The organism is Pseudomonas sp. RIT623, from assembly GCF_004519305.1.
Lineage (GTDB): Bacteria > Pseudomonadota > Gammaproteobacteria > Pseudomonadales > Pseudomonadaceae > Aquipseudomonas.
In genome coordinates this window covers 68,573-85,074 of the sequence record NZ_SOZA01000006.1, presented here as the reverse complement: position 1 = coordinate 85,074, position 16,502 = coordinate 68,573, and the positions used below count along the sequence as shown (strand labels likewise).

The 16,502-nt window shown below is 66.2% G+C and carries 13 protein-coding genes and 1 pseudogene; 10 read left to right on the top strand and 4 right to left on the bottom strand.

Annotated elements, in window-relative coordinates:
* Positions 1-53 precede the first annotated feature (53 nt).
* The 6 genes from E3U47_RS06395 (at position 54) to E3U47_RS06370 (ending at position 8,586) form a co-directional block, all read left to right on the top strand.
* A complete protein-coding gene (locus tag E3U47_RS06395; protein WP_134690157.1) occupies positions 54-836 on the top strand; it encodes an ABC transporter substrate-binding protein in 783 nt (260 codons plus the stop codon).
* Between the two features lie 96 nt (positions 837-932).
* Entirely contained in the window at positions 933-1,640 is a 708-nt protein-coding gene (locus E3U47_RS06390; protein ID WP_134690156.1) for an ABC transporter permease, read from the top strand.
* Positions 1,637-2,350: an ABC transporter permease gene (locus E3U47_RS06385; protein WP_134690155.1), complete on the top strand. Its 714-nt coding sequence runs from the start codon at positions 1,637-1,639 to the stop codon at positions 2,348-2,350. Before E3U47_RS06390 ends, E3U47_RS06385 begins: the two co-directional genes overlap by 4 nt.
* A gap of 4 nt (positions 2,351-2,354) precedes the next feature.
* Entirely contained in the window at positions 2,355-3,173 is an 819-nt protein-coding gene (locus E3U47_RS06380; RefSeq protein ID WP_256660233.1) for an ABC transporter ATP-binding protein, read from the top strand.
* 13 nt (positions 3,174-3,186) lie between these two features.
* Entirely contained in the window at positions 3,187-3,678 is a 492-nt protein-coding gene (locus E3U47_RS06375) for an Lrp/AsnC family transcriptional regulator (protein WP_134690154.1), read from the top strand.
* 96 nt (positions 3,679-3,774) lie between these two features.
* Positions 3,775-8,586: a dermonecrotic toxin domain-containing protein gene (locus tag E3U47_RS06370; protein ID WP_134690153.1), complete on the top strand. Its 4,812-nt coding sequence runs from the start codon at positions 3,775-3,777 to the stop codon at positions 8,584-8,586.
* 4 nt (positions 8,587-8,590) lie between these two features.
* On the opposite strand, the gene E3U47_RS06365 is transcribed toward E3U47_RS06370, so the two are convergent.
* The 3 genes and pseudogenes from E3U47_RS06365 to E3U47_RS25455 all read right to left on the bottom strand — a co-directional run.
* Positions 8,591-10,273, bottom strand: coding sequence for a bifunctional diguanylate cyclase/phosphodiesterase (locus tag E3U47_RS06365; protein WP_134690152.1), 1,683 nt, complete (start codon positions 10,271-10,273; stop codon positions 8,591-8,593).
* Between the two features lie 12 nt (positions 10,274-10,285).
* The gene (locus E3U47_RS06360) at positions 10,286-11,389 is read right to left on the bottom strand and encodes a methyl-accepting chemotaxis protein (protein ID WP_372239488.1); all 1,104 of its coding nucleotides are present in this window, start codon (positions 11,387-11,389) and stop codon (positions 10,286-10,288) included.
* 180 nt (positions 11,390-11,569) lie between these two features.
* Positions 11,570-11,851 (bottom strand): annotated as a pseudogene (locus E3U47_RS25455) (PAS domain-containing protein); the annotation flags it as partial.
* 276 nt (positions 11,852-12,127) lie between these two features.
* Here E3U47_RS25455 and E3U47_RS06355 point away from each other — a divergent pair.
* The 4 genes from E3U47_RS06355 to E3U47_RS06340 all read left to right on the top strand — a co-directional run bounded on the left by E3U47_RS06355 (position 12,128) and on the right by E3U47_RS06340 (position 15,440).
* Complete coding sequence (locus E3U47_RS06355; RefSeq protein ID WP_134690150.1) at positions 12,128-12,442, top strand: helix-turn-helix domain-containing protein; 315 nt, start codon at positions 12,128-12,130, stop codon at positions 12,440-12,442.
* Positions 12,443-12,652: 210 nt separating this feature from the next.
* Positions 12,653-13,963 (top strand): C4-dicarboxylate transporter DctA, encoded by a 1,311-nt coding sequence (locus E3U47_RS06350; RefSeq protein WP_134690149.1) that lies wholly within the window; start codon positions 12,653-12,655, stop codon positions 13,961-13,963.
* 70 nt (positions 13,964-14,033) lie between these two features.
* A complete protein-coding gene (locus tag E3U47_RS06345; protein ID WP_134690148.1) occupies positions 14,034-14,735 on the top strand; it encodes a FadR/GntR family transcriptional regulator in 702 nt (233 codons plus the stop codon).
* Positions 14,736-14,753: 18 nt separating this feature from the next.
* Positions 14,754-15,440: a GntR family transcriptional regulator gene (locus E3U47_RS06340; protein ID WP_134690147.1), complete on the top strand. Its 687-nt coding sequence runs from the start codon at positions 14,754-14,756 to the stop codon at positions 15,438-15,440.
* Here the strand turns inward: E3U47_RS06340 and E3U47_RS06335 are convergent.
* Positions 15,422-16,384 (bottom strand): GlxA family transcriptional regulator, encoded by a 963-nt coding sequence (locus E3U47_RS06335; protein ID WP_134690146.1) that lies wholly within the window; start codon positions 16,382-16,384, stop codon positions 15,422-15,424. The two genes, E3U47_RS06340 and E3U47_RS06335, sit on opposite strands and share 19 nt — an antisense overlap.
* Positions 16,385-16,502 lie beyond the last annotated feature (118 nt).

Here is a 16,502-nt window from a genome sequence, read left to right as displayed (position 1 = left end):
CTAAACGCATCAACCGCCCTACTACCAATAACAACACCCAGGGACCCAAGACCATGTTCTCCATGCGAAAACGCCTCGGCGTGCTGCTGTTCTCGTTGTGTGCCACCAGCGTTGCCCAGGCCAAGGAGTGGACCGAGATCCGCTTCGGCGTCTTCCCCGAATACCCACCTTTCGAATCCGTTGCCGCCGATGGCAGCCTGCAAGGCTTCGACATCGACCTGGGCAATGCCATCTGCGCCAAGCTGCAGGTCAAGTGCACCTGGGTGCACAACGAGTTCGACGGCATGATCCCGGCCCTGCGCGCCCGCAAGTTCGACGCCATCATGTCCTCCATGGCCGTCACTCCGGCGCGCCTGAAGCAGATCGACTTCACCAGCCGCCTGTTCCTCAGCCCCACCTCGGTGATCGTGCGCAAGTCGGCCGACTTTGGCGACACCAGCGAATCGCTCAAGGGCAAGCAGGTCGGCGTGCTCCAGGGCTCGTTGCAGGAAGCCTACGCCCGCGCCGTGCTGGCGCCGCAGGGCGCGCAGGTCAAGGCCTACCAGAGCCAGGACCAGAACTACGCCGACCTGATCAATGGCCGCCTCGACGCCACCGTCACCGACAAGCTCGAAGCCCAGCTCAACTTCCTCTCCAAGCCCGAAGGCGCCGACTTCAGGAGCGGCCCGGCGATCAAGGACCCAACCTTGCCGCTGGACATCGCCATGGGCCTGCGCAAGAGCGACCCCGAACTCAAGGCCCTGCTCGACAAAGGCATCGCCATGATCCATGCCGACGGCACCTACGCCGAGATCCAGAAGAAGTACGTCGGCGACGTGGATATCTACAACGAGTGACCCACAGCGCCGATCGCGGGGCAAACCCGCTCCCACAGGCTCACCACTGCGTGGGAGCAGGCTTGCCCGGCGATGGTCTACCCGCGAGATCCTCTCATGAACGACTTCCTCTCCCACGGCCTGCAAGGCTTCGGCCCGCTGCTGGCCCAGGGCACCTGGATGACCCTCAAGCTGGCCCTGCTGTCACTGGCGCTCAGCCTCGCACTGGGCCTGGTCGGCGCCAGCGCCAAGCTGTCGCGGTCCAGGCTGTTGCGCCTCCCGGCCACCCTCTACACCACGCTGATCCGCAGCGTTCCCGACCTGGTGCTGATCCTGCTGATTTTCTACAGCATGCAGATCTGGCTCAACGACCTGACCGAGATGCTGGGCTGGGACTATGTCGAAATCGACCCATTCAGCGCCGGGGTAGTCACCCTGGGTTTCATCTACGGCGCCTACTTCACCGAGAACTTTCGCGGCGCCATCCTCAGCGTGCCCGCCGGGCAGCTGGAGGCCGCCACCGCCTATGGCCTGAGCCGGGCACAGCGGTTTCGGCTGGTGCTGTTCCCGCAGTTGATGCGCTTCGCCCTGCCGGGGCTGGGCAACAACTGGCTGGTGTTGCTCAAGTCCACCGCGCTGGTGTCGATCATCGGCCTGGCCGACCTGGTCAAGGCCGCGCAGAACGCCGGCAAGACCACCAATGACATGCTGTTCTTCCTGTGCCTGGCGGGCCTGGTCTACCTGGTCATCACCACCTTGTCCAATCGCCTGCTCAAGCATCTCGAGCGGCGCTACAACACCGGCATCAAGGAGCTGGCGCGATGATCGAACTCCTTCAGGAATATGGCCTGGCCTATCTCTACAATGATGGCACCGGCCTCTCGGGCCTGGCCATGACACTGTGGCTGTTCCTGGCCAGCATGGTGCTGGGCTTCGCCTTGTCGCTGCCCCTGGCCTTGGCGCGTACCTCGCGGCATGCCTGGCTGCGCCTGCCGGTGCAGCTGTACACCTTCGTGTTCCGCGGCACGCCGCTCTATATCCAGCTGCTGATCTGCTACACCGGGCTCTACAGCCTGCAGGTTGTGCGCGACCACGCCCTGCTCGACCAGTTTTTCCGCAACGCGCTCAACTGCACCTTGTTGGCGTTCGTGCTCAACACCTGCGCCTACACCGTGGAAATCTTCGCCGGGGCCATCCGCAACCTGCCCGCTGGCGAGCTGGAGGCGGCCCAGGCCTATGGCCTGCGCGGCTGGAAGCTCAACCTGTTCCTGGTGCTGCCCGCCGCCCTGCGCCGCTCGCTGCCGGCCTACAGCAACGAGCTGATCCTGATGCTGCATGCCACCTCGCTGGCCTTCACCGCCACCGTCGCCGACATCCTCAAGGTCGCCCGCGACGCCAACGCCGCGACCTTCCTGACCTTCCAGGCCTTCGGCGTGGCCGCCCTGCTGTACATGCTGCTGTCCTTCGCCCTGGTCGGCCTGTTCCGCGTGGCCGAACGGCGCTGGATGCGCTTCCTTGACCCTGCCCGAGGCTGAAATCATGACTGCTACCGCACTGCCACTTTCCACCTTCGCCCAGGCCCCAAGGGCTTACGCCCACACTGGCGCGATCAAGCTCAGCGTCGAGGGCCTGCACAAGCACTACGGCGAGCACCAGGTGCTCAAGGGCGTCTCGCTGCAGGCGCGCAAGGGTGACGTGATCAGCCTGATCGGCGCCAGCGGCTCGGGCAAGAGCACCTTCCTGCGCTGCATCAACTTCCTCGAGCAGCCCAATGCCGGCAGCATCACCCTCGACGGCCAGACCCTGGAGATCCACCCCGGCACCCGCACCCCGCCACCGGCCCAGTTGCAGAACCTGCGCACGCGCCTGGCCATGGTGTTCCAGCACTTCAACCTGTGGAGCCACCTGACGGTGCTTGAGAACATCTGCCTGGCGCCGCGCAAGGTACTGGGCGTAAGCGCCGGCGAAGCCGAGGCACGGGCGCGCAAGTACCTGGACAAGGTCGGCCTGCCGGCGCGGGCCGCCGAACAGTACCCAGCGTTCCTCTCCGGCGGCCAGCAACAGCGCGTGGCAATTGCCCGGGCCTTGGCCATGGAGCCGGAGATCATCCTGTTCGACGAACCCACCTCGGCGCTGGACCCGGAGCTGGTCGGCGAAGTGCTCAAGGTGATACAGACGCTCGCCGAGGAAGGACGTACCATGCTCATGGTCACCCACGAAATGGGTTTCGCCCGCCAGGTCTCGAGCCAGGTGCTGTTCCTGCACCAGGGCCTGGTCGAGGAACACGGCAGCGCCGAAATCCTCGACCGGCCACAGAGCGAGCGCCTGCGGCAGTTCCTCTCCAATCGTCTGAAGTGAAGTCACGCCGCCTATGGATATCAAGGCCACCACACCCGTCGCAGCACCGCTGGATCGCATCGATGAAGCCATCATCGACGTGCTGCGCCACCAAGGAAGGATCACCTACGAAAAGCTCTCCACCCTCGTCCACCTGACGCCCAGGCCCTGCCTGGAGCGGGTGCGCAAGCTGGAGCGGCGCGGGGTGATTCGCGGTTACGGGGCGATCATCGACCTGCAGCAGGTGTCCCCGGGCTTGTCGCTGCTGGTGCTGGTGGCCCTGTCCAACCAGAGCGGTCGCTCGGCGCAGCGGGCCTTCGAGGCGACCGTGCGGGCCTGCCCGCAGGTCTACGAGTGCCAATTGATCAGCGGCCACTTCGACTACAGCCTGCGCATGCGCTGCCGGGACATGGAGCACTACCGGGTGCTGACCGAAACCTGGATGAACAACGACGAACTGCATATCGACAAGCTGGTGGCTCACCCAGAGCTGGCGGCAGTGAAAAGCACCGTGCCACAACCCTGACCGCGGCCGCGCCGGCCAGGTATCAATTATGTACCCGAGCCGCCCCTGTTCGTGACGCTAGCCTCGCTGCTTTCCATCCATAGACGCAAAGCAGCGATGACCGACACCCCCCTCTCCCCGCACCTGGCCTTCATCCAACGCCGCCTGCCGGCCTGGCTGGCCCAGGCCACCCGTGCGCAACGACGCACCCTTGAACACCGTATCCGCCGCAGCCATGCCAGCACCCGCCAACTGGCCCATGCGCTGGCGCCGGTGCAGGACGTGGCCAGCTTCTGTCGCCCTCTGCTCGAAGACGCCCTGCGCCACTGGTACCCCGATGCCGTGCTGCCAGCCATCGATCATGCCCGGGTCTGGTACTTGGGCCGCGACCCCACCTGGCTCGAGGCCGCCCTGCAGAACTTCGACGCCGATGCCCAACCAAAACTGTACGAAGATGCCCAGGTGATACACCGCTCCAGCCTGGATGCCCGACGCTTCGTCGCCGGCGTGCGCAACCTCGACCTGGGCCGACGCTATCACCAGCACCTGGCCGAACACCTCGACACCCGCGCCCTGCGCGACCTGCTACGCCAACAGGACCATGCGGCATTCGCCGCGACCCTGAGCATGGCTCACCTGCAGGGGCATGTGGACGGCCTTGGCGCGGCGATCGGCGAGACCGTGCTGTCAGGCCTTGCCGATTCCGCCCGGGCGTCGCTGCATTGCAGCTTCCTGAGCCTGTTCGATTGCCCGCTCGACGGTCCGCTGCTGATCCATCTCGACCCGCGACGCCAGCTCGGCGCTTGCCTGCTGTACCTGCCAGGGCACAACCGCGAGCCCTTGCGTCAGCACCCATCACTGCAAGCAGCGGCAACCTGGCTCACGCAGTTGCTGTGGCAGCAGCAGGAGCGCACCTTTTTCATGCGCTACGTGAGCCTGGCCGAACAACCCCGCTTCAGCGCCCGCCTGCGCGCCAGCCTCTATCCACGCTACCCCTACGCTCAACTGCACCCCACCCCGCCGGTACTTGAACCGGGCGAGCGCTTCGACTGGCTCCACCGCCTGTTCCCATCGCCCACGGACCTCTGGCAGGAAACCCTGGACAAGAACACCCGCCTGCATTTCACCCACACGCCCTGGCGCAAGGATGCCTTCAGCGAACGGGCCCGCACCCGCGTCGAACGCAAGTTGGCGGATGCCGCCGTCCTCGCGGTGCCAGTGGCCAAGCGTGATGCGGCTGCCCAGCTGGCACGTATCGAGGGCTGGCTGAGCGCGGGCCTTACGCTGCTGAATGTCGCCGCCCTGTTCGTTCCGGGGTTGAGTGAAGTGATGATGGTGGTCGGTGGCGCGCAACTGGTCGACGAATTCCTCGAAGGCGTGCACGCGGCCAACCAGGGCGATGCGGACGCCGCCATCGGCCATTTGTTCGCGGTGTTCGAAAGCCTGGCACAGTTCGCCGCCCTCGGCGCCGCCAGCGGTTTCATCGAGCCGGCCGGGATTCTGCACGACTGGCAGCGCATCGGCGATGGCCCTCACGAGCGCCTTTGGCCCGCCGACCTGGCGCCGTTCACCCGCCCTCGCCCCTGGCCTGAAGGCCAGCCATACGACAGTCAGGGCCTGCGCCGCTGGCAGGGCCAAGCCTGGCTCGAACGGGACGCAACGGCCTTGGCGCTGCAACGCTCGGCAAAGCATGACTGGCAGCTGGCTTCCCCCCATCGGCTGGGGCGCCCACCACGGCTACAGGGCAATGGTCAGGGCACCTGGCTACTCGAGCATGACCGGCCACTGAGCTGGGATACCAGCACCCTGCTCAAACGCCTCGGCCCTGCCGCAGGCACCCTGGACAGCAATCAACTGGCTCAGGCACTGCGCTGCAGTGGCTACGACGGCGCACTCCTGCGCAAAGCCCTGCTCGACCACCAGCCGCTGCCGGCCCTGCTGCTCGATAGCCTGGAAGCCTTCGGCGGCCTGCCCTTGCCGCTCACCGGCGAGCCGCAGGTCGCGTCAGTCCTGGCACGCGACTTCCCCGGGCTTAGCCCAAGAGCTCGCGAGCAGATCCTGGCACAGGCCAGCGCCCGGGACTTCCTGCAACTGCAACGCACCGGGCGCCTACCCCTGCCCATCGCCGAAACCGCGCGCCTGTTCCTCCGGGACGGGCGCATCAACAAGGCGCTCAGCGGCTTCCACACGGCCAGCGGCGCGCGGATCGATCGCGATAGCTTGGTCTTCGCCAACCTGCAACGCCTACCCGGATGGACGGCGACCCTGGGCATCGAGCTACGCGAAGGGCGTCCTGGCGGGGCGTTGGTCAATCGCGCCGGCCCACTGGCCACACCGACCAAGGTCGTCGTCAGAACGGCAAAAGGCTATACCGCCTACGACGAGCGCGGCAGCGCGCTGAGCAGCCGCAGCAACCTGTTCGACGCCCTGCTGCACGCCTTGCCAGACAGCGAGCGCGATGCCCTGGGCTTCGCTATCCACGATACCCAGGAACTGCGCGACCGCTTGTTCGACCTGGCCGCCGGCGATCGCCAGCAAAGCGCCACGGACCTGGGCCTGGCCCCGGTGCGCCCGCAGTATCGACTGCCTTCGCGCCTGCCAGGCGATCCACGCCTGGGCTACCGCCTGAGTGGCCGCGGCAGGGGGCGCCTGAGTGACGACGAACAGTTCGATCAACTGTTCCCGGCCAACCCCGGGCGCGACCGGGAGATGCTGCGCCTTCGTCTGCGCTACCAAGCCGGTGATCGCCCCGGTGCCTTTGCCCGGCTGCTCGAGCGGCTGCGCGCCAGCTACCAACGCCTGGACCTGGCCTTGCAGCGCTGGGTGCATGACCCCGAGGGGATTGCGGTAGGCCTGTTCGAGCAACGACGTGCCCAGCGTCAGGCCGTAGCCGAGCGTATCCGCAGCGCCTGGCGTCGAGAGGACCCGGATCAGCCCAATGGCGACATCGACCATGTGGTACTGACCCTGGAGCTTCACCAACTCGACCAGTTACCGGCGGTGCCCGTCCCCCTGCCCCATGTCCGCCAATTGACCCTGAATGGCCTCAACCTCGTGCGCGATACCGGCCTCGGGGAGCTCCTGAGGGCCTTTCCCGGGGTGCGCGACCTCGATCTTGGCGAGAACGCCCTCGCTCAGCTGCCCACGGAACTGGGCGAAATGAGCGAGCTGCTGACCCTGGACCTGAGCGCGAACAATCTCGACCTGGAGGATGAACACAACCTGGCCGTCCTCGAGCGCCTGAGCACCTTGCGTCAGTTGAACCTGACCGACGCCGTGCAAGGGCTGCCGGTCGCTGCCCTGAACCGCCTTGCCCGACTGCCCTCACTGCACTGGCTGCAAGCCGACCTCAACGATCTGGCCCTTGGCACGGAACATTTTCAGGCGTTGCAGCGCTGGCCTGCACTGCGCAGGTTGCAACTGGGGCAGAACGATATCGTGCTGAACGACGCGAGCCGGGCCGCATTGGCCGGCCTCAACCGCCTGGAAGTCCTGCACCTATACGACAACCCGCTATCCCTAGCCCCCGATCTGACTGGCTGGAACGCCTTGGTCCAGCTGGACCTGCAGAACACCGACATCAGCCACTGGCCCGGAGGGTTGACGGCCCTGATGTTCCAGGAACCCACCGCCCTGCGCCAGCTGGACCTGAGCGCAAATGCCCTGGTCGACGCACCGCCCCTACAAGGCAGCGCCTACGCCCGGGCCCTTGCCGAGAACCTGCCCGAGTTCGCCTATTCCTTCGACAACAACCCCTTCAGCACTGGCGCGCAACAGCGCCTGGAACAAGCGGGCTTCCAGGTTCATCAATCGCCACGCACCAGCGGGGAGTGGTCGCGGCAATGGCCTGTCGAATTGCAGACACTGGTGACCGAATCCGCGCAGCAACCCCGTTGGCAAGCGCTGCACGCGCTGTACGAGCGCCTCCCCGGCACGGCCGAGTACCAGCAGAGTCCCAGCGCTTTCGACCTGCGCATGCGCCACGTGCTGCGCGCCCTTGTCACTGACGCAGGCTGGGGCCAGGCGCAGTTGCAACAACAGGTCAATGACCTGCTCGTCGATGCCGGCCAACACTGCGTAGACCAGGCCAGCCTGCTGTTCCAGCAGATCGAGACCGACGTACAGCTCTGGCAGACCGTGTCCCAGGCCGCACCCGGGGCCAGCAACGAAGAGGTCGCGGTGGCGACCGTGGCCGGCCTCTATCGCCAACGCCTGCTTGACGCACGCATCGGCGAGCTCTACCAGGGGCGCGTGGCGCGCCGTAGAGCCCTGGCCGAGGCCACTGACCCGCCGTCCCTGCACCAGGACGACGACATCAGCGACACGCAACTGAGCGAGCCGAATTTTCTCCTCGACGAACTGGAAATGGTGCTGCATGCGCGCATGCACCTGCGCCAACGTCTCGGCCTGCCGGTGCAACCCACGGCGATCTTCTACGACTACCTCGCACGCCTGAGCGAAGCCACGCTGCAACGGTTGGCAACCGCCGTGCAAGGCCAGGCCAACGCCGACAACCTCGCCCACTGGCTGGTTGACCAGCACTTCTGGCCCGCCTGGCTGCGCCGTCTCGCACCTGAACACTTCGAGAGGTTGACCCAACAATGGGCAGGGGCCTCGGAGTATTTCGACGCCCTCGCCAGCCCTGGCGGGATGGACGGCGACTATGCCGGCCCGCCGGTCCCGACAACCTTCGTCGAGGCCCTACAGCAAGCGTTCGCTGATGTGCCCGCTCTGGCCTGGCGGCATCAGGGCAGGCTGCAGCGCATCGACCTGAGCGCCGTGGCATTCGCCCAGTTCGAACCCAGCCTGCTGGAGCGCGCCGGTGGCGTGCTGCTCGACACGCGCCGACGTGCCGACGCCGCGCAGGTCCGGCACTTGACCGAGGCACTGCTACAGGCCCACTTGCGCGCGCCGAACCAGGAGCAATAACGGCTTAGCGCCATTCGGGCGGCTGTCGCCAGGCCGCCGCCCAACTCGCCACCTGCGCCTGCGCCATAGGCCGGGCGATGCCGTAGCCCTGGGCCAGCTCGCAGCCCAGGTCCATCAGCATCCGCCCCTGCTCGACGCTTTCCACGCCCTCGGCCACCACCGCGCGGCCGAAGGCCTGGGCCAGCCCGATCACCGCGGTGGTCAAGGCCAGGTCGTCGTGGTCGTGAAGAATGTCGCGCACGAATGACTTGTCGATCTTGATGGTCTGCGCCGGCAGGCGCTTGAGGTAGCTCAGCGACGAATAGCCGGTGCCGAAGTCGTCCAGGGAAAAACGCACGCCCAACGCCCGACAGGCATCCAGGCAGCGGCCCACTCGCGGCAAGTTGTCGATGGCCACCGACTCGACGATCTCCAGGTCCAAGCGCGCGGGATCCACACCGGGATGGCGCTCGAGCAAGCGCGCCAGCCGCTCGGCGAAGTCGCCGCGCTGCAATTGCCGGGCGGCGATATTGACACTCAACGACCAGTCACGCCCGGATAACTGCCATTGCTGCAATTGCGCCAACGCCTGCTCGATGACCCATTCGCCCAGCTCGACGATCAGATCGGTCTGCTCCACCAAGGGCAGGAACTCTCCAGGCGGCACCGGTCCCTTGGACGGGTGCATCCAACGCAGCAGTGCCTCGAAACCGATGATCTGGCCGCTGCGCATGTTCACCTTGGGCTGGTAATGCAGGCACAGCTCGCCCTGGCGCAGGGCGCGGCGCACCCGCGCCACGGTCTGGTGGGTGGCCTTGAGCTCCAGTGCCTGGGACACATCGAACACGTGATAGCGGTTGCGCCCCTGCTGCTTGGCTACGTACATGGCCTGATCGGCATGCCGGACCAAGGCGTCGGCATCCTCGTCGTCCTGGGGGAACAAGGTGACGCCGATGCTCGCGCTCAGGCGCAACGCGTGCTCACGCACCACATAGGGCGCGGCCAGCGCGTGCAGGATACGCTGCAATGCCGCATGCAACTGCTGGCGGCCCTCGATATGGCGCAGGATCAGCACGAACTCGTCACCCGACAGCCGCGCCACCGCATCCCCCCCGCGCAGAATGCTCTGCAGGCGCTGGGCGACCTCCATCAGCAACAGGTCACCGGTGGCATGGCCGTAGCCATCGTTGACCGCCTTGAAGCCGTCCAGGTCGAGCATGCACACCGCCAGCGGGATGCGCTCGCGACGCGAGAACGCCAAGGCCTGGTTGAGCAGGTCGGACAGGTAGGCGCGGTTGGGCAACCCAGTCAGCACATCGTGGCCCACGCGCCATTGCAGGGTATGCAACAGTTGGCGCTTTTCAGTGACGTCGAAACGGATCGACACGTACTTGCGCACCTTGTTGGTGTGCGGATCGATCAACGGCACCATGGTGCTATCGACCCAGTACAGCGAGCCATCCTTGGCGCGGTTGCAGATCTCGCCCTTCCACACCCTTCCTGCCGCCAGGGCGCGCCACATGTCGAGGAAGAACGTCGGCTCGTGCAGGCCGGAATTGAGGATGCGATGGTTGGCCCCCAGCAGCTCCTCGCGGCTGTAGCCGGAGATGCTGCAGAACTGCTGGTTGACGTAGGTGATGCAACCGCGCAGGTCGGTCTCGGAAAAGATCGCGGCCGCATCCACGGCCGTGCGGTAATTGTCGTCCATAACCTTGGCAACCTAGCGGTTGAAGCGCTCCACCAGCGCCCGCAAGCCGGCACAGACCTGCTCCAGTTCGGTGCCGCGCGACGCGGCGGCATTGGCACTGCGGGCGCTCTGCTGGACCGTGCCGGCCACGCCGTTGATCTGCCGCGAGACATCCTCGGCCACGGCCGACTGTTCCTGGGCGGCGGCAGCCATCTGCTGGCTCATGTCGCTGATCCGCGACACCGCGTGGCGGATGCCCTGCAAGGCCTCCTGCGCCAGGGCCACCTGGGTCACGCCTTGCTCGGCGCCGGCGATGCCCTGGCTGGCGATGCTCACCGCCTGTTCGGCGCCGCCGCGCAGGCTGTCGATGATGCTCTGGATATGCAAGGTGGACTGGCGGGTCTTGTCGGCCAAGGCGCGCACCTCGTCGGCCACCACCGCGAAGCCGCGGCCCTGCTCGCCGGCCCGGGCGGCCTCGATGGCCGCATTGAGCGCCAGCAGGTTGGTCTGCTCGGCGATGGCGCGGATCATCCCGGCGGCCTCGGCGATGGCACCGGTCTGACCGGCCAGGTCGTTGACCGCCTGGTTGATCTGCCCGACCGTATCGGCCAAACCATGGATCGCCGCGCCCGTGGCATCGGCCACCTGGCTGCCCTGCTGGGCCAGCAGGTGCGCGGTCTGGGCCTGTTCGGCAGTCAGTTGCACATGCCCGGCGACTTCGCTGATGGAGGCGGCCATCTCGGTCATCGCGGTGGCCGTCAGGTCGGTTTCGGCGCGCTGCTCGAGCAGTGCCGACTCGGTACCGCGCGACAGCCGCCCGGCATCCTGGGCAGCCCCGGCCATTTGCCCGGCCAGGTCGCTCAAGCGGGTGAGCGCGGTCTTCAATCGGGCTTCCTCGCTGATCAGGATCAGTTGCAGTTGCCCGGCGGCACCGGCCAGGTCACTGTAGGTCAGCGCCGCCAGCGGATCGCTGAAGGTGTTGTCGGCGCCCTCGACGATACGCCGCAGGTGCCGGCCCATGCGGCTCTGCGCCCACAGGCCGATGCCGGCGAACAGCGCCAGGGTCAGCCCCTGCGCCGGTAGGCCCGGCCACAACAGGTTGGCGCCGACGGCCAGCGCACCGCCCGCCAGGGGCACGGCCAGGGCACGGCCCAGCAGGGCCAGGCGGCGCGCGGGCGACAGTGCTGCCTTGCCCTCGCGCAGACGTGCATACAGGGCCTCGGCCCGTGAGACCTGCTCGCGGGTCGGGCATACCCGCACCGACTCGTAGCCAACCACCCGGCCCTCTTCAAGGATCGGCGTGACGTAGGCGTTGACCCAATAGAAATTACCGTTCTTGCAGCGATTCTTGACGATGCCCATCCAGCTATGACCCGCCTTGAGGTACTGCCACATCAGCTCGAACACCGCCTCGGGCATGTCCGGGTGGCGCACCAGGTTGTGCGGGCTGCCGATCAGCTCGTCCTGGCTGTAACCGCTGATGGCGGCGAACTCGGCGTTGCAGTAGGTGATCAAGCTGGCCGTGTCGGTCGCCGAAATGAGCCGCTGGTGCTCGGGAAAGCTTTGCTCGACCGGGTTGACCGGCAGGTTCTGACGCACGCTGAGACTCCATTCATACACAGCCCGACGACCTGCCTGACAGAACGCCAGGGGTGCCGGAACCGTTCATCGTGGATCAGTTCAAATGTCCGACAACGCTTGCGCACGGGCCGGCAGTTGGCCGGATCGCCCTGGACAATTACTTGAATGACTGATCAATCAAAGCGGCCAATTCTACGAACTCCATCACATTTTGCAAATAAAGGTGATGGATCATGGCGTTGCGCTATAACGCTATATATCGTTAAGTGCTTGATTCTAAATGGGAATTGAGCGATGACGAGAACAGGTCTAGGCCCTGCCCTGCGCCGCTACCGCAAACTGGCGGGCTTCACTCAGGCACAACTGGGCGAGCGTACCGGTTTCGACCCCAAGACCATAAGCCGCTTCGAAACCGGCACTTATACCCCCAGCATCGAGGCCCTGGTGAGCTTCGCCGAGGCGCTGGGGGTCAAACCGAAAGCCTTCTTCGTCGAACCCGACGACGAGCAAGAGCAGCGTGCCTACCTCTTCGGTGTCATCCATAACGCCCCGCCCAAGGACTTGGGCAAATTGATCGCCGCCGTCGATCAGGTCCTGGCCAAAGCCTGAAATCCCGCCGTGTACCACCCTAGAGCAAGTGCCGTGTCGATGCACCATAACTGGTCAGACCGGTCAGGCCAAAAAGCCTTGCAAAGTCGAAAATTTCGGCGTTTCATGGCCCTCGCAGTGAACAAACCGGTAAGACCACAATAATTAAGTCCTGCACTCTTTCGCTCCGTGTGGCTTGGGGGGCAAGGACACCGACCAGAGACTCCTCCCATGCTCAAATGGTGTTCGCGTTCGATTTTCCTCCAGGTAGTGCTCGGCCTCGCCCTAGGCGTTGTCTGCGGCCTGAGCTTCCCCGACCTGTCCCTGCAACTCAAACCCTTGGGTGACGGCTTCATCAAGCTGATCAAGATGCTCATCGGCCTGATCGTGTTCTGCGTGGTGGTCAGCGGCATTTCCGGGGCCGGCGACCTGAAGAAGGTCGGACGCATCGGCCTGAAATCGGTGATCTACTTCGAAGTGCTGACCACCCTGGCCCTGGTGATCGGCCTGGTGTTCGCCTTCACCAGCGGCATCGGCAGCGGCGCCAACATCCACCTCGACCAGCTCTCCAGCAGCGATGCCGGCGCCTTGGCCGAACGCGGCGCGCACATCCACAGCACCACCACCTTCCTCATGGACCTGATCCCCACCTCGGTGGTGGGCGCCTTCGCCGACAACAACATCCTTCAGGTGCTGCTGTTCTCGGTGCTGTTCGGCAGCGCCCTGAACCTGGTGGGCGAGTCGGCCTCGGGCATCTCGCGGCTGATCAACGAGCTGAGCCACGTGATCTTCCGCATCATGGGCATGATCGTGCGCCTGGCGCCGATCGGCGTGTTCGGCGCCATCGCCTTCACCACCAGCAAGTACGGCCTGAGCTCGCTGCAACACCTGGGCGGGCTGGTGGCGTTGTTCTACCTGACCTGCGCCGGCTTCGTGCTGATCGTGCTGGGTACCGTCATGCGCCTTTCGGGCCTGAAGCTGCTGCCGTTCATCAAGTACCTGCGCGAGGAGTTGTCCATCGTCCTCGGCACCGCCTCTTCCGACGCCGTGCTGCCGCAGGTGATGCGCAAGCTCGAACACCTGGGCATCGGCAGTTCCACCGTCGGCCTGGTGATCCCCACCGGTTACTCGTTCAACCTCGACGGTTTCTCCATCTACCTGACCCTGGCCATCGTGTTCATCGCCAACGCCACCGGCACGCCCCTGGCGATGACCGACCTGCTGACCATTCTGCTGGTGTCGCTGGTGACTTCCAAGGGCGCTCACGGCATCCCAGGCTCGGCCCTGGTGATCCTGGCCGCCACCCTGACCGCCGTGCCGGCGATCCCGGTGGTGGGCCTGGTGCTGGTGCTGGCGGTGGACTGGTTCATGGGCATCGGCCGCGCGCTGACCAACCTGATCGGCAATTGCGTCGCCACCGTGGCCATTGCCCGCTGGGAAAAGGATATCGACCTGGAGCGGGCCAACAATGTACTGGCCAACAAACCGGGCTACGCCCCGACCACCCGCAAGCAGGGCCAACCTCATCAACAGGAATTCTAAGCCCCAGGCCGCCGGCGCCTCGCGCCGGCCCGCCAACGGCAAAGATGCAGCGTCAACCAAGGAGCGAACCGTGATCAGCTCTTCAACCGTAGTCAACTCAGTGGTGGAGAAACTCCGCCAGGCGCTGGCCCGTGGCCAGTGGCGCAGCGGCGACATGCTGCCCGGCCAGCGCGAGCTGGCCGAACAACTGGGCATCAGTCGCCCCAGCCTGCGCGAGGCGGTGATCGTGCTGGAAACCCTGGGCCTGGTGCGCTCGCTGCCGGGCAAGGGCGTGCTGGTGCTCGACGCCGACACCGCCCAGGCCCAGGAGCCGGAAGCCGTCGCCGCGGCCAGCCTGGCCGACGTGCTCGAGCTGCGCTACACCCTTGAACCCTTCATCGCCGGCCTGGTCGCGCAATCGGCCGGCAACCAGGACATCGGCCAACTGCGCCTGACCCTGATGGATATGCGCGAAGCCCTCGAGGCCCAGGACAGCGAGGCCGGGGTCAATGCCTACATTGCCTTCCACGAGGCGCTGTTCGCGCTGACCACCAACCCGATCTTCCAGAGCGTGGTGCAGCAGACCAGCAATGCCCTCAAGCAGAGCGCCGAGATGCTGCGCAACTCGCCTGAGCACTTGGCCGCGCGGCTGAGCGAGAACGAGGCGGTGGTGCGTGCCATCCGCGAGCGCAACAGCGCCCAGGCCAGCCTGCAGATGCGCCAACATATCCTCGCCGAAGGCCAGCGCATGGGCATCGCCCTGAACATCCCTGACGACCACCCCGGCATTTAATAAAGAAGGAGAGCGAGCATGAGCGCCTGTGCCCCCCGCCTGCCTGCCCTGCTCGGCGTCGGCGAGACCCGCCTGTCGGCCGAGCAGATCTACCCCCGGCTGTTCGACGCCATTCTCGAGCAACGCCTGCCGCCGGGCAGCCCGCTGCCCGAACAGGCGCTGGGCAATGCCTTTGGCGTCAGCCGCACGGTGATCCGTCGGGTGCTCGGGCGGCTGTCCGACCAGCAGGTGGTGGTGCAGCGCCCCAGCCACACCGCGCACCTGGCAGCACCCGACCCACAGCAGGCGCGCCAGGTGCTCAGCGCCCGGCGCCTGGCCGAGACCACGCTGATCGGCCTGGCCACCCAGCGTGCGCGCCCAGCGCAGATCCGCCAACTGCGCCTGCTGGTCGAGCGCGAGCGCCAGCACCATGAGCACGGTGAGCGCTGCACGGCGATTCGCCTGGGTGGCGAGTTCCACATGAAGCTGGCGCAGATGGCCACCAACGCACCGCTGGCACGCTTTCTCGATGGCCTGGTGCCGATGACCTCGCTGATCATCGCCCGCTATGAGTCGCCCTGCTGCGAGCACTGCGCCTGGCAGGAGCACGCGGCGATCATCGATGCGGTGGAGCGCGGCGACGAGGCCTGCGCCCTGGCCCTGATGCATGAGCACCTGGACCGCTTGGAAGCCAAGCTCGACCTCGATCAGAACGGCTGCGCATAGCGCTTGCGGTATTCCGCCGGGGTCACCCCGACATGCCGGACGAACGCCCGGCGCAAGGTGTCGGCATTGGCGAAGCCACACAGCGCCGCCACCTGCTTGGGCGGCTCCAGGCCACTTTCCAGGCGTTCGCGCGCGGCATTGACCCGCGCCAGCTCCACCCAGGCCGCCGGGGTCATGCCGACATCGGCCTGGAACAACCGGGCGAAGTGACGTGGGCTCAAGCCGACCCGGGCGGCCAGTTGGGCAATGCCATGATCCTGCGCCGGATGGGCCGCCACGTAACGCTGCAGCCCCTGCAACGCCGAGCGCCCCAGCGCCGATGACGCCCCCTGGCGGCTGAACTGCAACTGCCCGCCTGGACGCTTGAAATACATCACCAACTGGCCCGCGACCTGTTTGGCAAGTTCCCGACCCAAGTCCTCCTCGACCAAGGCCAGCGCCAGGTCCAGCCCGGCGGTGACGCCCGCGGCGGTGCGCACCTTGCCGTCGTGCACCTGGATCGCATCGGCCTCGACCCGCACTTGCGGGTAACGCAGTGCCAGCGCCTCGGCCACCGCCCAGTGGGTGGTGATGCGACATTCGTCAAGCAGGCCGGCGGCGGCCAGGGCGAAGGCGCCCGTGCATACCGAGCCGTAGCGCCGACTGCTGGCCGCATGCTGGCGCAGCCAGTCGAGGATGCCGCTGCGCAGGTGTTGCTCGGCGGCCTGGGGCGTGCCGGCGATCAACAAGGTGTCGAAGGGGCCGAGGGTATCGCCGATCCAGCCATCGGGCAGCAGCTTGGCCCCGGAGGAACTGACCAGCGGGCCGGGTTCACAGGCCAGCAGCGACAGACGATAAGCTTCGCGCCCAAGCTGGCGGTTGGCCTCGGCGAAGACATCGAGGGGGCCGCAGGCATCGAGCAACTGCACGCCAGGCATGGCGAGAATGGCGAGGGAGATGGGCATGGCAGGCACTCGTTGCTGGCATGCACGCCTGTGTAAGCGCGCGTCCTGGTTTGGCGGACAATGGCAGATTTTGACGTATTACGTCAATTGAAGACAAAAACCAGACTCCGCACACTGG

Excerpts from the sequence above, each read along its gene's own strand:
- E3U47_RS06395 (WP_134690157.1), top strand. The coding sequence starts at position 54 with ATGTTCTCCATGCGAAAACGCCTCGGCGTGCTGCTGTTCTCGTTGTGT.
- E3U47_RS06390 (WP_134690156.1), top strand. The coding sequence starts at position 933 with ATGAACGACTTCCTCTCCCACGGCCTGCAAGGCTTCGGCCCGCTGCTG.
- E3U47_RS06385 (WP_134690155.1), top strand. The coding sequence starts at position 1,637 with ATGATCGAACTCCTTCAGGAATATGGCCTGGCCTATCTCTACAATGAT.
- E3U47_RS06380 (WP_256660233.1), top strand. The coding sequence starts at position 2,355 with ATGACTGCTACCGCACTGCCACTTTCCACCTTCGCCCAGGCCCCAAGG.
- E3U47_RS06375 (WP_134690154.1), top strand. The coding sequence starts at position 3,187 with ATGGATATCAAGGCCACCACACCCGTCGCAGCACCGCTGGATCGCATC.
- E3U47_RS06370 (WP_134690153.1), top strand. The coding sequence starts at position 3,775 with ATGACCGACACCCCCCTCTCCCCGCACCTGGCCTTCATCCAACGCCGC.
- E3U47_RS06365 (WP_134690152.1), bottom strand. The coding sequence starts at position 10,273 with ATGGACGACAATTACCGCACGGCCGTGGATGCGGCCGCGATCTTTTCC.
- E3U47_RS06355 (WP_134690150.1), top strand. The coding sequence starts at position 12,128 with ATGACGAGAACAGGTCTAGGCCCTGCCCTGCGCCGCTACCGCAAACTG.
- E3U47_RS06350 (WP_134690149.1), top strand. The coding sequence starts at position 12,653 with ATGCTCAAATGGTGTTCGCGTTCGATTTTCCTCCAGGTAGTGCTCGGC.
- E3U47_RS06340 (WP_134690147.1), top strand. The coding sequence starts at position 14,754 with ATGAGCGCCTGTGCCCCCCGCCTGCCTGCCCTGCTCGGCGTCGGCGAG.
- E3U47_RS06335 (WP_134690146.1), bottom strand. The coding sequence starts at position 16,384 with ATGCCCATCTCCCTCGCCATTCTCGCCATGCCTGGCGTGCAGTTGCTC.